Genomic DNA, 20,557 nt, shown 5'->3' on the forward strand with positions numbered 1-20,557 from the left:
GGGGTGTTGTACCGCTACGTTGACGGAGCAGTGGTCCGGGCGACGGCCTGGTCCGACGAGTACCAGGGCGTGCCTTGGCCGGAGCTGCTCGACCCGCACAGCGCGACCGCGTCGTGGCAGACCTGGCTCGAGCAGGTCTGGCAGATACCTGGCTTCGCGACCGCAGTTGCAACCGCCAGCCCGGACCTGGCAGCGCAAGTGGGCCGCATCTGCGCCGGCCCGTCCATGCCCCAGCCCACCGTTCGCCGTGCCGTACTCGCCGTGCTGCGTTATCTGCTGCGGGCCCGCACCCGCGCCACCCCCTTCGGCCTGTTCGCCGGCGTCGAGGCCGCCCGGATCAGTGCCGCCCCGTCGTTGCGGGCAGGCAACGCGCACCGGACGACGACCAGGACCGATGCGGCATGGATCACGTCCCTCATCGAACATTTAGAGGCGGGCGGCGAGCTGCGGTCCCACCTGGTTCTGCTCGCGAACGACCTCGCGTCGGAGCACGACGGGCACTTGGGGCTCGAACACCGCCCCCACGGCGCGAGCGACGGTGCTCCCGTACAGGTGCAGATCCGGGCGACCGCGCCGGTCCGGGCAGCCCTGGACAGCGCTCGGACACCCGTCCGTTGGACGGACCTCACCGAAAAGCTCTCCGCCGACTTTCCCACCGCCCCGCGCGACGTGATCGACAACCTCCTCGCGGGCCTGGTGCAACAGCGGTTCCTCCTCACTAACCTGCGCCCCGCGATGACAGCGCCGGACCCGCTCCCAGCCCTGGTCAGGCGGACCGAGCAGGCGGGCGCGGCCGAGGTCGCCGCAGGGCTGCGTGAGATCGCGGCGGCGCTGACACGGCATGATGCCGCGACCGACAATCCGGCAGCGGCCGACGCCGAGCGCGCACGGGCGACGGCCGCGATGACGCGGCTCCTTCCGGCGGCCAAACCCATGCTCGCCCTTGACCTGCGGCTGGACTGGGATCTGGTCATCCCGGAGGCGGTCGCGGTGGAAGCGGAGTCCGCTGCCGCAGCGCTGACCCGCCTGGCCGTGCGGCCGGTGCTGAGCCCGGGGTGGGCTGCCTGGCATGGCCGCTTCCTCGAACGCTACGGACCGACCGCCGTGGTACCCGTCCTCGACGCCGTCGCCATGCTCGGCTACCCGTCCGGTTACCTCGGGTCCACCGCCACCCCGGCAGAGGAGGCGGTGACCGACCGGGACAGACGGCTGCTGAAGCTCGCACACACCGCCGTGATGCGGCGCCGCCTCGAAGTCCAGCTCGATGACGCGTCGGTCGCGGAGCTGTGCGTCGTGGATGCGCACCGACCAGTGCAGCCCAGCACGGAGGTCACCGTGCGCGTCCACTCCGCGAGCGTGGCCAGCCTGAAAGAGGGCGACTTCACGCTCCACGTCACCGGGGTGGCACGTGCGGCCGGAGCGACCACCGGGCGCTTCCTGCACCTGTTCGACCCCGAGGACCGCCGCCGGATGACCGACCTGTACGCGGGTATACCCGGCGTGTACCGGGGCGCGCTGCTCGCGCAGATCAGCACCACCCCGCTGTACGTGCGCGCTGAGAACGTCGCGCGCGCCCCACGGGCCGCAGAGCTGATGATCTCGCTCAGTGAGTACCGCGACCCGGACGCGGGCCTCGTTCCCGTGTCGGATTTGGCGGTGACCGCCGACGCCGAACGGCTGCACCTGGTCTCGCTCTCCCGCCGCCGCCCGGTGCACACGATGCTGCTGAATGCGGTGGACCTGACCCGCCACACCCATCCGCTGGCGCGGTTCTTGTTTGAGGCGCCGGTGGCGCTGGCTGCCCCCTGCGCCGGGTTCTCCTGGGGCGCCGCGTCCGCCCTGCCGTTCCTTCCCGCGCTGCGCTATGGGCGCACGGTCCTTTCTCCGGCCCGCTGGATACTCGACGCCGATCAGATGCCCGGCACCACGGCGTCGTGGCCGCAGTGGGAGCAGGCCCTGACAAGCTGGCGGCGGGATGCCCTCCTGCCCGAGCGCGTATACCTGGGCGACGGCGACCAGTGCGTGAGCCTGAACCTGACAGAGCCCTCGCACCGGGCGCTGCTGCGGACCCACCTGGAACGCCACGGCAAGGCGCTGCTGCGGACCGCGCCGACGCCGACGGACCTGGGATGGACCGGCGGGCGCGCCCACGAGGTCGTCATCCCCATGGCCGCCACCGGTCAGGCTGTCGCCCCGGTCCGGTGGCCGGGATATGCGGTCAGCCGCGAGGACGGCCACCTGCCGGGCTGCGACAGCCGTCTCTACCTCAAGCTCTACGGGAATCCCGACCGGCAGAACCCCCTCCTTGTTCGCCACCTGCCGTCCCTGCTCAATGAGCTGGGAGCGACCCGCTGGTGGTTCGTCCGCTACCGCAACCCCGACGAACACCTGCGGGTCCGCCTGTCCTTCCCGCCCGGCGCCCTCGGCTCCGCAGTCGAGCAGGTCGGCGCGTGGACCCGGCGGCTTCGCCACGACGGCCTGATCACCCACGCGGGCTGGGACACCTACTACCCGGAGACCGCGCGCTTCGGCGGCGCCGCGGCGATGGACGCGGCCGAGGACTACTTCACCGCCGACTCGGCCGCCGCCCAAGCCCAACTGGCGGCGCAGGCCGGCAAGGGCGCCCACGACGTGCGCGCGGTGACCGCCGCAAGTCTGGTGGACATCGCTGTCGGCCTGATCGGCGGCGCCGACGAGGCGATGCACTGGTTGATCGAGCGCACCCGCACCGCCGAGACCGCGCCCCCGCGCACCGTCTACGACCAAGCCGTCGCCCTGGTCAATCCGACCACCGGCACCCGCCTCGACCCGCGCGTCACCGTGAGCTGGGCCGCCCGCCGCACGGCACTGGCCGCCTACCGCACTGCGCTGGAGCGCTCCGGGACGCTTCGCCCGCCGGACGTGCTCGCCGATCTGCTGCACCTGCATCACGTCCGGATGAGCGGGCCTGGACTGCCCGAGGAACGCGCTCACCTGCACCTGGCCAGAGCCGCCGCGCTGAGCTGGACGGCCCGACAGAAGAGGACATCGTGATCACCACCGAGTCCGCGTCCGCCGCGCTGGACGCGGCTGACCACGTCGCCGAGACGCTGGCCGATCCGAGCCGGGTGTGGTCCGGCGGCCGGCCGCCCGGTGGCCGATCGTGGCCGCAGTCCCTGGCTGGCGGCGAAGCGGGCATCACCCTGCTGCACATCGAGCGGGCCCGGTCCGGGCGAGGCGAGTGGAGCACCGCGCACGCCTGGCTGGCCGCATCCGTCCAGGGCGAGGTGAGCGCGGCGTCCAACGCGAACCTGTACTTCGGCGCCCCGGCGCTCGCGTTCGTCACGCACCTCGCGCACAGCGGAACGGGCCGGTACGGCGGCCTCCTCGCCCGCTTGGACGAGGCGACCCTCACCGTCACCCGCAATCACCTGGCCGCAGCTCACGCGCGCATCGACCGCGCCGAGCGCGTCCCCATGGCCGAATTCGACCTGATCCGCGGCCTGTCCGGCCTCGCCTCCTACCACCTCAGCCGCCATCCCGATCACCAGATCACCCGCGACGTCCTGTCCTACCTGGTACGCCTGACCTGCCCGCTGACCGACGGAGACGCGCTGCCGCCGTGGTGGACGAGCGTCGCACCCAACGGCGAACCGAGTTCCGAGTACCCCCAAGGGCACGGCAACGTCGGACTCTCCCACGGCATCGGCTCGGCCCTGTCCGTGATGTCGCTGGCGCTACTGCGCGGCGTGGCTGTGCCGGGGACGGCGGAAGCGGTCGCGCGGATCTGTGCCTGGACCGACCGGTGGCGCCAGGGTGACGAGACCGGCCCGTGGTGGCCAGGGCTCATCTCGATCGAGCAGGCCGCCGACGGGAGGATCGATCCCGCGCTGCGGCCCCGGCCCTCGTGGTGCTACGGCGTCAGCGGTACCGCCCCCGCCCAGCAGTTGGCCGGCCTGGCGCTGGGCGATCCCGCACGCGTTCAGGTCGCAGAGAACGCGATCCTGGCGGCCCTGCGCGATCAGGAGCAGTTCGACCGGGTTCCCGAGATCGGGCTGTGCCACGGTACGGCCGGTCTGCTGCACGCCGCCTGGCGGATGGCCGACCAGACGAACAGCCCCGCGATCATCGCGGAGCTTCCCCGCGTGGCCGACCGCCTGATCGTCGCGCTGGACCAGCCCGACCACGATCCCGAACTCCTCGATGGCGCCGCCGGAGCGGCCCTCGCGCTGCACATCGTCGGCACCGGAATCGCAACCGCACCGCACTGGGACGCCGTTCTCGCCCTCGCGTGACCACTTGGAGACCTTGATGGACAACGCCCCCACTTGGCAGCAGGTCAACATCGCTTTCCCCGAGTGGAGTCGTGCCGAGCAAACCGCGCTGACCTTCCTCAGCCCCCTGCTGTGCGCTGTCGAGGACGAAGGCGCGGTCAACGCATGGTTCCTCATCCGTAAACGCCCGTGCTGGCGAGTGCGCTACCTGGCCGCCGGCACCGCCGCTACCGCCCGCGTCGGCCGGGAGCTGGACGCGCTGGAGGCTGCAGGGCATATCGCCGGCTGGACGACGGCCATCTACGAACCCGAGGTGCACGCCTTCGGCGGAGTCGAAGCCATGGCCGCCGCTCATCGCCTCTTCCACCGCGACAGCCGCAGCCTGCTGGCCCACCTCCAAGGCCCCGACCAGGCCGCTGGCGGCCACCGGAGGGAGATGTCCGTCATGCTGTGCAGCATCCTGATGCGGTCCGCCGGCCTGGACTGGTACGAGCAGGGCGACGTCTGGGCACGAGTTGCCGAACACCGGGTATTGCCCACGACCGCCGGTAGCCACCTCAACCGACTGCAGGCCGCTGTGGAGCGACTGATCACGGTGGACGCGGAAGACCAGACGCGCGAGGACGGACCCCTGGCCCACGCCGCTGGGTGGGCTCGCGCCTACACCACCGCCGGGCAGGAACTGGCGCAACTCGCTGCCTCCGGAGCGCTGCACCGCGGACTACGCGGCATCCTGGCCCACCACGTGCTCTTCGCCTGGAACCGGATCGGCCTGCCTTACGACACCCAGGCCGTCCTCGCGGCCACCGCCAAGATCGTCGTGTTCGGCCCCGACGCCACGGTGCCTTCCGGCACAGAACCAGCAGAAACCCGCGTCTCTTCCCCCGTTCCCCTTGCTCCCCGGGGGACCGTGTGAACCCGCACGGCCCCCTGGCCCAGCGCTTCCCGCTCATCGCCCGCTGGCGTCCAACCTGCCTGCCCCTCCCGCAGCGCGTCGTGTCCATCACCAGCCTGGCCAACTCTGCGGTCACACGAGGCGACAGCGGCGTCGCCTCCACCGTCTTGAACCAGACCGCCCTCCTCGCCTCCGACGTCGGCGATTCGGACCTGGCGAGCGACCTGTGCCACCGGCACGCCGCCGCCTACCTCCATGCCTGCCCCCAGCCGGGGGCGACCGTGATCCGCGCCCTGGAGCCGGTCGTCAACCTCGCTCGGCTGCTGATCCGCGCCGGCCGCCATGACGAAGGCCGCCGTCACCTCCTCGCCCTCTACGAATCCGTCTCCGCCGGGGTTGCCGCTCGAGTCGAGAACATCGACGTACCGGCCGCCCTCACCACGACGGCGCAGGACCAGCAGGAGGTCCGCGCGTGGCTCTGGCGCGTCCTCATCGCGGACGGAACCCGCGCCCTCACCACCGCCGGCCGATGGGCCGATGCCCTGGACCACATCAAGGAGCACCGGGGAGTCGGCAAGCGCATGCTGGACGGCCGCCAGGTCGCGGTCCTGGCCGCGCTCACCTCCGGCGACGCCCATGGCGCCGCCGAGCTCCTGGCCGGCACCGCGCCCGGAGACCCGTGGGAGCAAGCCGTCACCATGACGCTCGCCGTGTTCTGCGACCGCGCCCTCGGCCAGCTCGTGGAGGACGACCTCGACGGACTGGCGGACGTCTACGAACGGATGCCCGCCGAACCTGGGATGACGGTCTTCACCACGCGTCTGGGGCTCTCGATGCTCGACGCGATCGGTCATGCCGAGCACCCCGCCGCGTACCGGATCGCCGAGAGCCTCCACCGTCGCAGCACCGCGACAACCGACGGGTACGCCGCCCGCGAATGCCTGGCCAGCCTCGCTTTCGACGCCGCCGCTCAGCCCGGCTGGAGGACCGGCTATCGCCAGCTCGTCAAGGACTGCTCCTTGGGTGCCGGAACCCTTCCAGGCGGGCTCCTCACCGAGCTGATGGAGGCGGTTTGCGTCGGCGATCAGGTCATCCGCCAGAACCTGCGAAGGGCTCAGCGCAGCTACCGGTAGTTCGTTAAGGGCTTGCCGGGAATCAACATGCTGGTTTGATCTTGGTTTGGTCGGGGCCAAGGAATCTGGCCATGTCGTCCGGCGTGCGGAAACGGGCTGTGGAGGCGGGGATAGTGACACCGTGGGCATCCAGGAGCGAGCGGACATCTTTGACTGCACGGCTGATGGTCATGGCAGTGTTGAAGAGCTGTCCGGGGAGCTCCTGAAGAGTGTGTTTCTGCAGGCAGAGGGTGGTAGCCGGGATCTGCGCAGCGGGAGTGAGTGGGGGTTTGCGGCCCGTGCTGCGGGCGACGCCGCGTGGTCCGCCCCGGGCTGCGTGGCGGAACTGTTCGCGGTGCTTTTCCAGCGCGGGGATCAAAGTGCGGGTCAGGTCACTGAGTCGCTTTCGGGACATGCCGGTCAGCTCGGGGTGCCGCAGATCCTGGACCGTGAGGGGGCGAGAGCCTTCGGCTAACCGCCCGTGTTGCCGGGGAAGGTCCGGACACGGTGGGTGATCCGCGGAGTGGAGGGCGTAGTTCGGTGCCTTGTGATCTGCAGGGCTGCGATGGCCGCGTTGCTGATGCGGATGCCAGCGGGGTACTCCCTGCTATCGAGCTCGGCGTGCACTGTCAGACCGGTGCAGTTGGTGGTCAAGGAAACAGTCTGGAGCATGACTTCGTCGCTGGTCAGGGGCCTGCCGCGCTAGTTCATGGTGATGTGGGAGAAGAGCGGTGCTCGATCTTGTTCCACTTCGAGGCGCCGGGCCAATGCCGTTGCTTGAGCTCGTCAAGCAGTTCCCAGTGACGTTGGAGGAACGGGGTCGTTGGGCTCGGCAGGCATCCTTGGGTGGTGGGTGTGGTGACCCGATGGGTGACCCCGGAACTGGTCGCCGGGGTGCTGGAGAAGTGCGGAGTGCGGGACAAGAAGCCCGGCGCACTGCCGGCCGGGTTCATGGTCTACTTCACGCTTGCCCTGGCGTTGTTCCAGCAGGATTCCTATGACGATGTGGCGGAGCAGCTGGTGGGCGCCATTGGGGTGTTGAGCGGGAGCATTCCGAACAAGTCCTCGTTCACGCGGGCGCGAAGGCGTCTGGGGCCGCTGGTCCTTGAGTCCGTGTTCCGCGAGCTGGCCAGCCCTTTGGCCCCCGCCGGTCTGGAGGGCTACTTCTACCGCGGGATGCGGCTGGCCGCAGTGGACGGGTTCGTAGCTGGACGCGCCGGATACGGCGGCCAACCGGGCCGCGTTCGGCGGCCCGGTAAAGAACGGGCAGCCGGCGGCCTTCCCGCAGGTGCGGGTGGTGACGCTGACCGAGTGCGGCACGCATGCGCAGGTCGATGCGGTGGTGGGCGGATTCAGCGGAGGCAAGCGGGAACTGGCGATTGGACTGGCTGGCTCGGCATCCCAAGGGCGCGTGCACCGGCCGCTCCGGCAAGACCGTAGCGCCTTGAGCAACAGCAGCGCGGCCCGCCCCCGGACGGCGGGCCGTGCGCGCGCGTAGGGTCGGGTCAGGGCCGGGCGGCCTGGATGGTCTCCTGCAGGACGTTGACAGCTTTCTCCACGTTGCCACGGACGCTGTCCCACGCCGCCGCGTGGTCACGGACCGGCCAGGGCAGGCCAAGGGCGCGGTGCGCGGCCTCCAGGTCCGGGCTCGAATTCGGGTGGATCGCGTTGTTGCGGACGATGCGGACCTGGTCGAGGAGCTGTACGGCCTGCACGACTGCGTCCTGGTCGATTCCGCGCAGCTCGCCGGCCAGCCAGCCAGGCAGCCGGTTGTGGCCCTGCGAGGGTTTGCTGCCTGGCACGTCGAAGTCACGCAGCAGGTCGGCGAGGACGGCCAGGCCGTAGTTGTAGCCTTCCTGGTCGTCGACGCCCAGCACGAGGGTGCTGGAGCGCTCAAGCGACGGCCGCGGCACCACGGCACGGTGGAGGACGAGTTCGCAGGTCACGTCCAGGTGACCAAGGGCGCGCGCCAGGGAGCGCGGGTCTGTGACCGTCATGGCCGCCGGAGGCGGCTCGGGCCGGGTGAGCGCAGCGCTGACGGCGGCGAGGTAGTCGTCCAAGCGTACGAAGTCCGCTTTGTAGAGCTGGCCCATGCTGCCGGTGAAGGAGTGGGTGTTGTAGTTGAGACCTGGCCACTCTTTCTGCGCGATTAGGGCCAGGCGCTCGAAGAACTCCTCGTCACGGCCGAGGAGGGCGTCCACCGTGCGGAGGTCGACATCGACGTTGGGCATCTCGAAGGGGTTGTTGTTGATCTTCTGCCGCTGCGCGGTGATCTGCGACATAAAAGCGAGCAGGCCCTGCACCAACCCGTCGTCCCGTCGTAAGGCGTCTGACTGGTTGTGCAGGTGGTATAGGCCGGCCGCTGTCACCTGCACAGGCCCGTTGGGGTCCGGCATGGCGCCGATGCTCATCCAGTGCACGGCGCGATAGCCGTACGCCACGAGGTGCTGGCCGACTGCGGGGAAGCTCATCAGGGTCTGCGTCGCGTCGCGTTCCTGCTCGCGCATCATGTGGTCGACATAGAAGAAGCCCGGGAACCGGTCCCGTTCGTGGAACACGGTCCACACGATGTCGAGCAGCGCGAACTGATCCTCGGTAAGCGGGTCCATCAGACCGGCCATGGTCACTACCTCCAGGTGGGCAACGGGTCAGGATACGGGACTGGTTGCGCGGTTGGCAGGCGGGTTTGCGGGTGGCCCGGCCGTGGCCGGGCCACACCGCCGGCCGGCGCCTGTGTAGCGCCGCCTGACCGACCACTACACCCGCCGTCCGCAGACCCGCTGAACCAGGTGGCGGACCCGCACGCCCTGGCCCGCGGTTCCGATAACAGCAGGGTGGGCGGCTTGTTCTTGCCATGACGGGCTGACCGCGTAGCACTGGGCCGGGTGACGTTTGAAAGCTCCCGGGCCTTCGTGTGAGTAACATCCCGGAGCAACGTTGAACGCAAGAAAGTGAGCTGACATGAAAGTCGACTCGGAGACGATCCCTCTGCGAAGCCAGTACACGCGGCAGATCGCCACTGACATCGAGACCAACCGCGCCGAACAGGAGCGGCTCAAGGAACGCCTGGCCCAGCTCCAGGATGACGAGACGTACCTGGTAGGCCTGCAGGTTGCGTCTGCAGGGGCACAGTCCGACGCCTCCGACACGCAGGAAGCCGACGCAGCGGCGGATCCGGCCTCGCAGGACACGGCTCTGCCGCAACAGCGGGATGCTGCCCCCGCTCCTGAGGCCGTTAGTGCTCCCGCGAACGGGAAAGGTGCAGGCAAGCAGAGCGGACACAAAAAGGCGGCTGCCACCCCTCGCAAACGAGCCGCTTCGACTGCCGAGGCACGGTCCGCGCGCGCCAAGGCCCCTGCAAAGACTGCGCAGGGCGACGCGAAGAACACCGAGCCGTCGCTGCGGGAGCGTGTGGGAGCCGTCCTGCTGCAAAGTCTCGGTCAGCCCCGTTCGGCCGGCGAAGTCGTTGCGGCGCTGGCCCAGGCCGACCCGGGGCACGCTGTCACGCCGCAGGCCGTGCGCCAGTCGTTGGAATCTTTGGTAGCCGCCAGTTTGGCAGCGCGCGAGCGGCAGGGCCGGTCCGTCTACTACACCGCCACCGCCGGGTCGGCGCCGGCCGCATCCGAAACCGCGGAAACAGAACAGCAGGACGAGGTCGCGGCCAAGGCATGACCTGCAAAGGCCCGCAGCACTCGGCTTCCCCCCGGCGCCGACTGCGTGGCCATTCCCGCCACTACCCACGGCTCCGTACGCCGCAAATCTCCCTCAGCCTGCACGCCGTCGCCGTCCGGGTGTGCAGCCGTGGGCTGACCGGCGCGCCGGAGAGACGTCATGCCTTGGCGCCGGGTCCTGGTCTTATCAGAACCCGCGGGCCCGATGCGTGGACGGGGGATCGGGTGCCGATCAACGGCCCCCGCTCCCCCGTTTGCGGGGCAGCGGAGCACCCCATGCGCAGAGGTTCCGTTGCCAGCGCAGCCTCTGCGTCTGCCAAGATCGGTGCTGGCTCTGAATTGCCAGTCCTGGAGCCTTTTTCAACCTGGCTGGGCAGCAGGTCAGTTGGCGTAGGTGTGGTGTTGAGGAAGTAGTGAAGCTCCTGGTAGATGGGTTGTCGACCAAGATCAACCTGTCCGCCCGGAGCTTCATGTGCTTGTCTACCCATCGGGGATCGATCTGTCCAGCGCAACTCTGCGGTAGCTGTCCGCTCTTCTGGCCGCCCGGCGCCGGGAGCGCGGGACGCGGTGGCGCCGGCTCAGCACTGACCGGCAGGCGCTGCTGGTCCTTGCCCATGTGCGGTGGGGCCACACCTACGCCCAGCTCGCCGCCGGGTTCGGCGTCGGGATTACCACTGCCTACCGGTACATCGGGGAGGCGGTCGAGGTCTTGGCGGCCCTGGCCCTCGACCTCACCACAGCAATGCGGACTGCCGCCCGCAAGGCGTTCGTCATCCTGGACGGCAGACTGCTCCCGATCGACCGGATCGCCGCCGACCGGCCCTTCTACTCGGGCAAACACAAGAAGCACGGGATGAACGTGCAGGTCATCGCCGATCCCTTCGGCCGCCTGCTGTGGGCCTCGCCCGCCCTGCCCGGCGCGGTCCACGACATCAAGGCGGCCCGCACCCACGGCATCATCGGTGCCTTGGCGGACGCCGAAGTGCCCTGCTGGGCCGACAAGGGGTACCAGGGGGCCGGCGGCACGATCCGCGTCCCCTACCGGGGCCGCTGGGACAAGCTCTCCGCAGGTCAGCAGGCGGTCAACGCTTCCCATGCCAAGATCCGCGCCCTGGGCGAGCAGGCGATGGCCACCCTCAAGACCTGGCGGCTTCTACGCAAGCTCCGCTGCAGCACGACCCGCATCACCAACCTGGTCAAGGCCGTCCTCACCCTTCACCTGGCCACGTCAGGCTGAGGTTGGAAAAGGCTCCTGGCGTTGAGGGTCGTCGACGGTGTCGGCGGACTCGCTGGGCACCAGCCGGGATCCCTGACAAAGGCATGCACACTGTCCGACGCTTTACTCTCCCCGAGATGTACGCAGCGGGGGCGGTTCCCAGCGTTAAGAAAAGAGACCTCCTTGTCCACTGGACGCCACTACAACAGTGACCCCGTACGCAGGAAGGTCGACGAGTACACGCGTTAAGGGATTTCTGCTCTACTCATGCGGGCGCATAGAGCATTATGCAGTGGTCCGGAGCCATCCACATGCTTATGAGTGCACACACGACAAAGGCCCCCACCAGCAGGCGGCGGTGCGTCCGTTTCCCATGATCCTTCATGCACCGGACACTACAGCAGCGGCCGCACTGGACGAAATCCGCACCCGCTGCCTACGTGAAAGCATTTTACAGCATCGCGACACGCACTATTCGTCCGACGCGGCCTGCAGGTTTCGTGCGTAGTTTTGCAAGTTTTCCCTCACTGTGTCCATTTCGCCTGGATCAAGTGGGGACATGGAGGCACGTACCGCGGAGAGCAGGGCCTGCGGATCGCTGCGGCCTATAGTGGATCTTAGACGGAGGATAGCACTCAGGGCGGCCGTGACCCGCTCAAGGTCGTGAGCCTGCGCTGCAGCGTGCGTTGCCGCCTCCCAGCGGAGGGCGGCTTGTTCGGGGCTTCGGCGGGCAAGGTGGTAGCGCCCGAGTCGGAGGTGGGCCTCTGCGATGAGCGGATGGGCACCGATGTCGGCGGCGAAGTTCAGGGCGGCGGTTTGGCGGCGGATGGCTTCGTCGGTGTCGCCGAGTTTGTGGTGGGCTTCCGCAAACCCGATGAGTGTCTGGGCGCAGCTTTTGCGGTCGCCGAGCGATTGGAATTCTTGGAGAGACTGCTCATACAGATCCAGTGCGGCCCCTGGCTCTCCCATTTCCGTCAGCGTGTCGGCGAGGCTTGAGCGTGCCGTTGCCTGGTCGAACCGGTTTCCGACTTTGGTCAGAAATGTGAGGGATTCTTCGAATGACTGCCTGGCCGCCAGTAGGTCTCCCTTTCTTAAGTACATGTCGCCGACGTTGTTAAGGATGCGCGCGGAGGAGAGTTCATCACCGGTCGCCGCGAATCCTTCGAGAGCGGTTCGGAAGTAGTGCATGGCGTCGTTGTGGCGCCGGAGGAAGAGGTTGACGACGGCGATGTTGTTCTTGACGCGTGCCTGGTTCCATTGGTCTCCGATTTCCTCCTGCAGCCGCAGGGAGCGGCGGAATGCGGCAAGTGCGCTCTGGTGCTCTCCCAGGTGCCACAATCGCATTCCCTCGATGCGCAGCGCCTCGGCTTCGATCCGTGGCCGGTGGGCTGTGCGCGCATAAGCCAGGGTGTGCTCGATGCCAGCGGCGGATTCGGTGTATGCGCTGGTGTTTGTCTGGAGGGCGGCGAGGGCCAGCAGGGCGAGGCTATGGGCATCGGGGTCCGGCTGGCGGTTGGTGCGCCAGTGGGCAGCGGTGCGTCGCAGGACGTGTTCGGCTTCCTGCCAGTGGCAGTCGGCTTCGAGGAATCCGGCAAGTGAGTAGCCGAGGTGTGCGGCCAGCGCCGCCTCGGGGGCGATGTGGGCGTTGTCGATTGCGGCGAGGAGGTTATCGCGTTCGGCCTTCAGCCATGCCCTGGCCTGTGCAGCATCGACGAAGGGTTCGCGGGGCTCCTGCTGGGGTGCGGGCCGCAGGCGGCGGGGGTAGGCGCACCGGTCGGCTGCGGTCGCGGTGTGGGTGTAGTAGGTCATCATGCGGTGCAGGGCCAGGGTACGTTCGGGGTCTGCGGCGGCCAGTGAGTGAGCGTATTCGCGCAGCAGATCGTGGTAGCGGAAGCGGTCTGCCACAGGTTCGGTGATCAGATGGCACGCCAGGAGTTCTTCCAGGATCTGTTCGGTCTCAGCGTGGGACAGGTCGAGCATGGCCGCGGCCGCATCCGGGGTGAAGTCGCTTCCTGGATGCAGGCTCAGCAAACGGAAGGCGCGTCGCTCTTCGGGGGCGAGTGCCTGGTACGACAGGTCGAATGCGCTACGGACACTCTTGTCGGCGGTCTGGAGTTCGCCCAGGCGGCCGGAGTGTCGCGACAGGCGGTCGGCGAGGGTGCTCAAGGTCCATGCGGTGCGTGCTTTGAAGCGGGTGGCAACCACCTCGAGCGCCAGGGGCAGGTGGTCGCAGAGATCAACGATGTGGCGGACGGCTTTGATGTCTGTTGTGCGCTGGGTTCCTGCGAAGCTGCGGAAGAGGTCGATCGCATCGGGGGTGGGCAGGATGTCGAGCGGGATGGCCCTGGCGTGGGGGATGCCGGCGAGGTGGCGTCTGCTGGTGATGATGACCAGGGAAGAGGTGTTGTCGGGTATCAGGGGGGTGATCTGGCCAGCATTGGCGGCGTCGTCGAGGATGATGACGACTTTGCGTTGGGCCAGCATGTGGCGCCACAAGAAGATCTGTTCGTCGAGGTCGGGTGGGATCTGATCGGCTGGTGCGCCCAGCAGGCGCAGCAGCCTGGGCAGGGCCTCAGCGGGGGGCAGTGGCGTCTGTCCCAGGGCGTGGGCTCGCAGGTTGAGGTAGAGCTGTGCGTCGGGATAGCGGGTAGTCAGGCGGTTGGCGGTGTGCACGGCCAGGGCTGTCTTCCCTACGCCGGCCATGCCTGTCACGGTCTCAAGGGTGATCACCGCGACCGCCTCGGCCGTTGCGGCGTTGTCGGTGAGCAGGCGCAGCTCCCTGGTGCGTCCCACCAGGGGGGGCTGGTGAGGCAGGTTTCGCGGCGTGATCGAGGCGGTGGCCGGGCTGGCTGCCGAGCCGCCACCGGCGACGGTGGTGGCGGTGGGGGTGCGTAGGAGGTCGGCTGCGGGGACCTGGGTGAGGATACCGCGGTGGAGACGGGTGATCTCCGTTCCGGGGCGAGTGCCGTACTCCACAGCCAGGGTTTGGCGCAGCCGCTGGTGGACGTGCAAGGCCTCAGTGGAGCGGCTGCTGCCGTGGTAGGCGAGCATGAGCAGGCTTTGGACGGTTTCGTTGGTGGGGTGTTCGCCGGCGAGGCGGGAGAGTTCACTGATGGTACCGGCGAAGTCGCCCAGTCGCAGTGTTGCGGTGATCCGCAGGACAGCTGCTCGCAGGCGCTGTTCGAGCATGGCCTGGCGGGTGCTGTCTGCCCATGCGCCGTCGAGCCCGGCCAGCGGTTCTCCTCGCCAGAGGCTTTCTGCCTGTCGCAGGGTTCGGGTTGCGGCGCTGTCGTCCTGGACCGGCCGGGTCGCCACTAGGTGCTGAAAGTAGAGCCAGTCGACGGATTCGGCAGGGCCGTTAAGAACATAGGTGTGGGCGCGTCCGTCGACGCGTGGGCCGTCCGGGCCAGCTGTGCGCAGCCGCTTGCGTAACCGGGAGATGTAGGAGTGGATGCTGTCGCGGGCGTGGTCGGGTGGCGTTTCATCCCATAAACGGAAGATCAGCTTCTCGATCGAAACCGGTTGACCCGCCTCTGCTGCCAGAACGGCAAGCAGAATCCGCTCTTTGTCGGATCCCAGGTCCACCGTCTGCGCATTTATGCACAGTTGAACTGGGCCCAGTAAGAGGATCTCCACCAGCGCGCCTCCCCCGCTGGTCGGTCCAACCTTTTTCTATGAGCATGCCAGCACCGCCGATGCGACTTCCATACACAGCACCGAGGCTGGCTCAAATGGGCCATCCCACACCCATCGGGTGCGTGGCGGGTATATCGGTGCGGGCAGCTGCGGGGTAGGACTGCAAAAGGTGCGAGGACGCAGCAACCCGTGGGGGGCGGAAGAGTGGCGGAATCAGAGCGCTATGACAACATCATTTCCGGTGATGCGCGTTTGCATGGCCCGACAGTCCAGGCGGGCGCCATACACGGTGGCGTCCACTTCCATACTTCTGGTGCCGCCGGGCTCCTGCAGCCTCCCCGCCAGTTGCTTCCGGTGCCGTCCACGTTCGTCAACCGTGTCCAGGATCTGGCGGCGCTGGACGCGCTGCTCGCTCAGGCATCCGAAAGCCGGTCGGCTCAGCCGCTGATCGTCGTGACGGGGCCTGCCGGGGTGGGTAAGACCAGCTTGGCGTCCAAGTGGCTGCGCACGTTCCAGGACCACTTCCCCGGGGGGCACTTGTATGCCGATCTGCGCGGACATGCAGCCAACGGGCCGGCGCTGCCCTCTGAGACCCTGGGGCGTTTCCTGCGCGACCTGGGCGCCCCGACGGTGCCTTCCGACCCGCAGGAGCAGGCGGCCTTGTGGCGCACTTTAACCGCTGGGCGGAAGGTCACCGTGATGCTCGACAACGCCTTCTCCGCAGCACAGGTCAGGCCGCTGATTCCCGGAGACCCGTCGAGTCTGGTCGTCATCACCAGCCGCCGCTTGCTGACCGGGCTGGTGATGGACGGGGCCGGTTTCCACCGCGTGGAGCCTTTCGACGCTGACGACAGCCTGACGCTGCTGACTCGGGTCATAGGCCGCGACCGGGTTGCCGGGCAGCGCGCCGCAGCTGCCGACATCGTCGACCTGTGCTCAGGCCTACCGCTTGCGGTCGCTCTTGCCTCAGCGCGTCTTGCGGCTCGTCCAGCTCAGCCGCTGGAGACGCTGGCCCGTGCCCTGGCTGACGACTCCAGTCGCTTGACCGCACTGAACGTCGAAGGAGAAATCACAATCAGCCACACCCTCAACGCCTCCTACATCGTGCTGTCTGAGCAGGCGAGGTTCCTGTATCGCAAGCTGGGCCTGCTGCCGCTGCGCCTGTTCGATCCTCACATCGCCGCAGCCGTGTGCGGCCGCGACCTGCCGTGGGCACAGCAACACCTGGACGAGTTGCGCGAGGCCAGCCTTCTAGAGGACACCGGGCCGGTCACCGCGCGATTCCACGACCTCGTGCGCGTTCATGCTCGCGCACGAGCAGAAAGCGACGACCCACCCTCGGTACGGCAAGACACCCTGCGCGCGATGTGCGACTGGCACCTGCGCACCGCCACAGCGGCCCAGCAGCGAATCACCCCGATCCAGTACACGCTGCCGCGCACCTACGCCTCTTCCAGCGCAGTTCCGTTGCCGTTCGATGACGATGCAGGCGCGCTGGCGTGGCTGGACGAACGGCGCGAGGAGTTGATGGTCGTGCTGCAGTGCGCCGCGGACAATGCCTGGCACGACACCGCGTGGCAGCTGGTCGATGCAATGTGGCCGCTGTTTCTTCGGATGAGGCACTACGACCTGTGGATCAGGGCGCACGAGATCGGTCTGCGCGGTGCCGAGCAGGCCGGCAACGCCGTGGCACAGCGTCAGATGCTCAACTCCGGTGCCATCGGCCTCGTTGCCGCTGGCCAGCCTGACAAGGCCGCACAGTGGTACGCCCGATCCCTGCAGGCTGCCCGGGATGCCGCGGACGCCCGCGACGAAGGGCAGGCCCTGCACGGCCTGGGCACCTGCCACCAGCAAGTCGGCGATTGGCCCCAGGCACGTTCCCATCTGCTGGGGGCCATCGACGTCTGGCAGCGCTGCGGCTACCCGCGGGGAGTGGCTTTGTCCCGGATCGTGCTGGGCGAGATCGCGCTGGCCCTGCACAATCCGGAACAGGCCGAAGCCCACTTCACTCAGGCGTACCAGGACCTGCTGCGCCTGGAGGATGCACACGACGCCACCCGCGCGCTGGTGTTCCTCGGCAGCGCCCAGGCGCAAGCAGGCCGCTACCGTGAAGGCCGCACCGCCATGGAATCCGCCCTAGCAGCCTTCACCGCCTCGGGCGCCATGCACTGGCAGGCCCGCGCCCTGGAGATGCTCGCCGCCGGCGCAGAGCACCACGGCGACTACAGCGATGCCTCCCGGTACAGGGCGCGAGCCGTCGACCTGTACGCAATCACCAGTCCCCGCGATGCCCGCAGACTCACCCCCACCGGCGACAGTCCGGATACCGGCCAGCCCCGGCTGTGAAAGTGGGAGCATCCCCCGCACAGCTCGGAACCGCGCCCAGTTCGTCCAGTGAGCCCCCGGCCACCATCCATCCGTGCAGACACGAAACCACCGCGGCCTGCTCGGAGTCGGCCGCGACACAGACCGGCCAACGGCCGACACCGTCTTGGACTGCCCACCTGCCTCCGCCAAGCGCGCTCGCCGCCAGCCGACAGGCCTCGAAGTCCGCCATGACCTGCGCCAGCCACGCGACCGCCTCAGCCCAGGAGCGACGATGACTCCCGTACAGCACGTCCGCGCAACGCAACCATGTGACCTGCCGGCACTGGTCGGCATCCACCGCGAAGTGCTCATCGACGAACCCACCGCGGGAGGTACGCCAGCCACTGGGGTAGGCCACCACCCGGCAGGCGGCCGCCGGTACTGTCACGGAGCCTTCCGATGCCTGGACTTGCGTCGGCGTGGACAGCGGGCGTACTTCTACGGTCATCCAGCCCATCACGCCGATGCCTCCCCCGGGCTTGTGCCCCACGCGTTTAAGGCCGGCGGCAACGGCAACGGCAGTGTGGCGGGCGGATGAGCGGGCTGGCCCAGGCCGAGATGCCGGTAGATCAGGCGGCGCATCCGGCGGGCGAACTCACCGGGATGCGAGGTGATCCGCGCCGCGATCGCCTGGTAGTCCGAGCGCCGGTACTCCGCCGCGGCGTACGCCAGCTGCTCGGCGATGCCGTGCATCGGCGATAACACCGGGGCGGCTTGGGAAAGGTCGGCTGCCGGAGAGTCAGGGGCGATCTCCTGGTGCGGTGAGCCGGTCAGGAGGATCGGCGCGCCGGTGACCGTGCCGTACACGGTCACCGATCCGTGATCACCGATGATCCAGTCCGCCGCAACCAGAACGCTCCGCCAGTCCGCCTCGGGAGCGATCACGTGCACGCCCATCTGCCTGCACCGCGCAAGCCACGCGTTGACTTGCCACACACTGTGCGTCGCCCAGATGTTGGGATGCAGCAGGGCCACGATCATGAACTGATCCGGCCGCAGCTCATGTGCAAGCCTGGGCAGCAGCGATTCGAACCTGGTGAACAACGACCCCGGGCCCCATGTGGAGGCCACGGCAACCAGATTGTGGCCTTCCCCGACGCCAAGCGCCCGGCGGTACGTACCGCGGCCGGCCAAACTGGCCGTCATCCGGTCGAAGACCGGGTCCCCTACCACCTCGGCCACCGGGGCAGCCTCCGGGCAGGCGCGCTTCAGCTCCGCCAGGTCGTCGTCATGAGCGAGCACCACTGCGGCTGGCAGCTTGCCTCCCGGGGTCAGGTCGCGTCGCCGCAGCCCGGCGACACCGTCGTCAGGCGTGCCCATCACCCGTTTAATGAAGTTCGCCCCGTGAGGGAGGGCAACCAGCGGCGCGTCCAGGTGCTCCACTCCCCGGGGACCGGCGGCCAGCACCAGGTCGAACCGCGTCCGCACCGCCTCCTCCCACGCGACCACCGTCCCGCCAAGCCGCGCCAGGTACTCCGGCACACCGCTTGCGAACATGTGCGGAGGCGCGGTGAAGCTGACCTGAATCCGGAAATCGGACTCCAGCAGCGCAATAACGTCCACCAGTCGCTTGCCGTAGGCGACGGTGTGCACAACGACCAAGATTGTCTTGCAGCCGAGCACCGTCTGCCACTCCCGCGGCTCAGGTGCAGGCGACGACGGCCCGACCTCCAGCGGTATCATGTGACCCCCGAAACTCCCGTGCCCCTCGAAGCGGATTCGCTCCGCAGTCGGACGTGCCCCGGAACGGTGGCGGAAGCCCTGCGTCACCCTTGCAGAAATCCTGCACCAGCCCTCACCGCACGACGCCCACGCTGCTTCGCCCGTGCACGGAGTTCGAAAGTGGCGGAATTCGAGGCACAGCAGCCCGGTTGGCGCGGGGGTGGCTCACCCACAGCTGCTCCAGTGATCCCCGTCGGGGGGATGAGCGAGAGGGGGGCGCCGCATCGGCCTGGACAACGCCGCGCGCCGTCGGCTTCTACCGGCTGCCGGAGGTGGCCGGCCCCAGGTTGCCTGCAGAGCAGCGACAGGTAAAGGGGGAGTCGCAGGCCGCCACGCGCTTGCGGGAGCGAAGTTCTTCACTCGTAATCCGGGTTCACGCTTGGCAGGTTGGGTGGCGCACTGTGGAACGTCAGGCCCCAGATATTCTGGCTTTGGACAACCGGGCCGTTCTGGGTTCCGCCGCTGACAACGATGTGGATCGCGGTGGTGCCCTGACCGGCCATCGGTTCGAGGTCCGCCAGCAGTGCCCGCAGTTCCCCGGCTGCATCCGGGTCGGAGAGCAGGGCTCTGCGCAGGTGTGTCCTCCACATGGCCTGCGTATCAGCTGCAACGTCCGGGTCTCCTTCTTCCTGGGCAGCCATCAGCTCCTGCCGTGACGCGGCCAGCTGTTCAGCAATGGTGCTCGTCTGTCCCCTGCGGGTGAAGAACCCCGTCACCCGATCCCGGACCTGCGCCCATGCGTCGGAGACCATCAAGCCGACCAGCGTCGTCGCCCCTGATGACGCCAGCGCCGCCAGTTCGGAGTCCAACGCGTCCTCCTCGCACCGATCAGCCCAGTCATCGCTCAGACCACCGTAGACGGACCGCCCCCGACGCGGATACAGCGCCGACCGCACCATCCCCCGCGCCTGAGCACCCGCCGCGGCAGAGCGCCGAAGGGCGTCCTCGGCAGCCCTTCAGTGGTCAGTAGCGAGTTTGCGGTGGTTGCCGGAGCGGCCGATGTCCAGGTCCAGCAGCGATGTCAGCGGTGTACCGCTGTTCCAGAAGCCCAGCAGATCGACATCGACCAGGGCCAGAGCGTGCTTGGCGGCGAGCGTGCGGGCAGGGGGGTGAACACGCAGGATGCCACGAAGACTGGCACGTCGGCGCCGTGCTCCTGGCGGGCCCCCGCGATCTCCGAGTGTGGCTGTGGGCGCCCCTGCTCGCCACCAGCGCCCACACCTACCGGGGATCGGACCGCCAAAGCCACCCGCCCCGGCTCCGCCTTGGATCCTTGGCTTCCGGTAGGAGTACCGGTGGGGTTACACGTGGGTCCAGACACAGCGCCTCGGCTGGGACCATCTGCTGCCCGCGCAGGCATGGATGCTGAAGAACATGCTCCACATCGGCCCGGTGGAGCCTGACGAGCACGCGCCAGCGCCCCGCACGCAAGCCTACAAGTGGGCGGCCAACGTCCGGGCCGCCCGGCAGTTCCACGCCCGCGAGGGCCACCTGCAGCCGTACAGGAAGGCCATGGAAGTCGTGGACGGCGTCGAACACAAGATCGGGATGTTCGTCGACAACACCCGCCGCCGGGCCGACAAGCTCAGCCCCCAGCGGCGCCAGGAGCTGACCGAGCTCGGCATGCGCTGGTAGCAGCACGCAGCGAAGGGCCGTGCCAGCGCAGTCCGTTCGGGATTCGGGCC

At 68.6% G+C, this 20,557-nt stretch carries 13 protein-coding genes and 1 pseudogene; 9 read left to right on the forward strand and 5 right to left on the reverse strand.

Annotated features, from left to right (window positions below; translation table 11 throughout):
* Positions 1–3: 3 nt before the first annotated feature.
* The 4 genes from ITX44_RS19825 to ITX44_RS19840 are packed head-to-tail and all read left to right on the forward strand — an operon-like array spanning position 4 to position 6,281.
* Positions 4–3,033: a lantibiotic dehydratase gene (locus tag ITX44_RS19825; RefSeq protein WP_307795380.1), complete on the forward strand. Its 3,030-nt coding sequence runs from the start codon at positions 4–6 to the stop codon at positions 3,031–3,033.
* Complete coding sequence (locus ITX44_RS19830; RefSeq protein WP_307795381.1) at positions 3,030–4,274, forward strand: lanthionine synthetase C family protein; 1,245 nt, start codon at positions 3,030–3,032, stop codon at positions 4,272–4,274. Before ITX44_RS19825 ends, ITX44_RS19830 begins: the two co-directional genes overlap by 4 nt.
* Before the next feature lie 16 nt (positions 4,275–4,290).
* Positions 4,291–5,169: a thiopeptide-type bacteriocin biosynthesis protein gene (locus tag ITX44_RS19835; RefSeq protein ID WP_205358633.1), complete on the forward strand. Its 879-nt coding sequence runs from the start codon at positions 4,291–4,293 to the stop codon at positions 5,167–5,169.
* Positions 5,166–6,281 carry a hypothetical protein gene (locus tag ITX44_RS19840; RefSeq protein ID WP_205358634.1) on the forward strand — a complete coding sequence of 372 codons (1,116 nt, stop codon included), beginning with the start codon at positions 5,166–5,168 and terminating at the stop codon, positions 6,279–6,281. The genes ITX44_RS19835 and ITX44_RS19840 overlap by 4 nt, the downstream gene beginning before the upstream one ends.
* Positions 6,282–6,303: 22 nt before the next feature.
* On the opposite strand, the pseudogene ITX44_RS43215 reads toward ITX44_RS19840, so the two are convergent.
* Positions 6,304–7,009 (reverse strand): annotated as a pseudogene (locus ITX44_RS43215) (ISAzo13-like element transposase-related protein); the annotation flags it as partial.
* Between the two features lie 109 nt (positions 7,010–7,118).
* On the opposite strand from ITX44_RS43215, the gene ITX44_RS43055 reads away from it, so the two are divergent.
* Positions 7,119–7,700 (forward strand): transposase domain-containing protein, encoded by a 582-nt coding sequence (locus tag ITX44_RS43055; RefSeq protein WP_372440953.1) that lies wholly within the window; start codon positions 7,119–7,121, stop codon positions 7,698–7,700.
* A 65-nt stretch (positions 7,701–7,765) separates the two neighbouring features.
* On the opposite strand, the gene ITX44_RS19860 is transcribed toward ITX44_RS43055, so the two are convergent.
* Positions 7,766–8,881: a hypothetical protein gene (locus ITX44_RS19860; RefSeq protein WP_205358638.1), complete on the reverse strand. Its 1,116-nt coding sequence runs from the start codon at positions 8,879–8,881 to the stop codon at positions 7,766–7,768.
* A 340-nt stretch (positions 8,882–9,221) separates the two neighbouring features.
* Between ITX44_RS19860 and ITX44_RS19865 the strand changes: the two genes are divergently transcribed.
* Positions 9,222–9,932 carry a hypothetical protein gene (locus tag ITX44_RS19865; RefSeq protein ID WP_205358639.1) on the forward strand — a complete coding sequence of 237 codons (711 nt, stop codon included), beginning with the start codon at positions 9,222–9,224 and terminating at the stop codon, positions 9,930–9,932.
* 522 nt (positions 9,933–10,454) lie between these two features.
* Positions 10,455–11,168 carry a transposase family protein gene (locus tag ITX44_RS19870; RefSeq protein ID WP_236061151.1) on the forward strand — a complete coding sequence of 238 codons (714 nt, stop codon included), beginning with the start codon at positions 10,455–10,457 and terminating at the stop codon, positions 11,166–11,168.
* Between the two features lie 450 nt (positions 11,169–11,618).
* Here ITX44_RS19870 and ITX44_RS19875 read toward each other — a convergent pair whose 3' ends face one another.
* A complete protein-coding gene (locus ITX44_RS19875; protein WP_205358640.1) occupies positions 11,619–14,783 on the reverse strand; it encodes an AfsR/SARP family transcriptional regulator in 3,165 nt (1,054 codons plus the stop codon).
* A 204-nt stretch (positions 14,784–14,987) separates the two neighbouring features.
* Between ITX44_RS19875 and ITX44_RS19880 the strand changes: the two genes are divergently transcribed.
* On the forward strand, positions 14,988–17,129 hold the full coding sequence (locus ITX44_RS19880) for a tetratricopeptide repeat protein (RefSeq protein WP_307795383.1): 2,142 nt from the start codon (positions 14,988–14,990) through the stop codon (positions 17,127–17,129).
* 477 nt (positions 17,130–17,606) lie between these two features.
* On the opposite strand, the gene ITX44_RS19885 is transcribed toward ITX44_RS19880, so the two are convergent.
* Both ITX44_RS19885 and ITX44_RS19890 read right to left on the reverse strand, forming a co-directional pair.
* Entirely contained in the window at positions 17,607–18,743 is a 1,137-nt protein-coding gene (locus ITX44_RS19885) for a hypothetical protein (protein WP_307795384.1), read from the reverse strand.
* Between the two features lie 485 nt (positions 18,744–19,228).
* The gene (locus ITX44_RS19890; RefSeq protein WP_205358642.1) at positions 19,229–19,681 is read right to left on the reverse strand and encodes a hypothetical protein; all 453 of its coding nucleotides are present in this window, start codon (positions 19,679–19,681) and stop codon (positions 19,229–19,231) included.
* A 565-nt stretch (positions 19,682–20,246) separates the two neighbouring features.
* Here ITX44_RS19890 and ITX44_RS19895 point away from each other — a divergent pair.
* Positions 20,247–20,507 (forward strand): helicase associated domain-containing protein, encoded by a 261-nt coding sequence (locus tag ITX44_RS19895; protein ID WP_205358643.1) that lies wholly within the window; start codon positions 20,247–20,249, stop codon positions 20,505–20,507.
* The last annotated feature ends 50 nt before the right edge of the window (positions 20,508–20,557 follow it).

The sequence above is a fragment of the Actinacidiphila acididurans genome, assembly GCF_016918855.1.
GTDB classification, from domain to species: Bacteria; Actinomycetota; Actinomycetes; order Streptomycetales; family Streptomycetaceae; genus Actinacidiphila; species Actinacidiphila acididurans.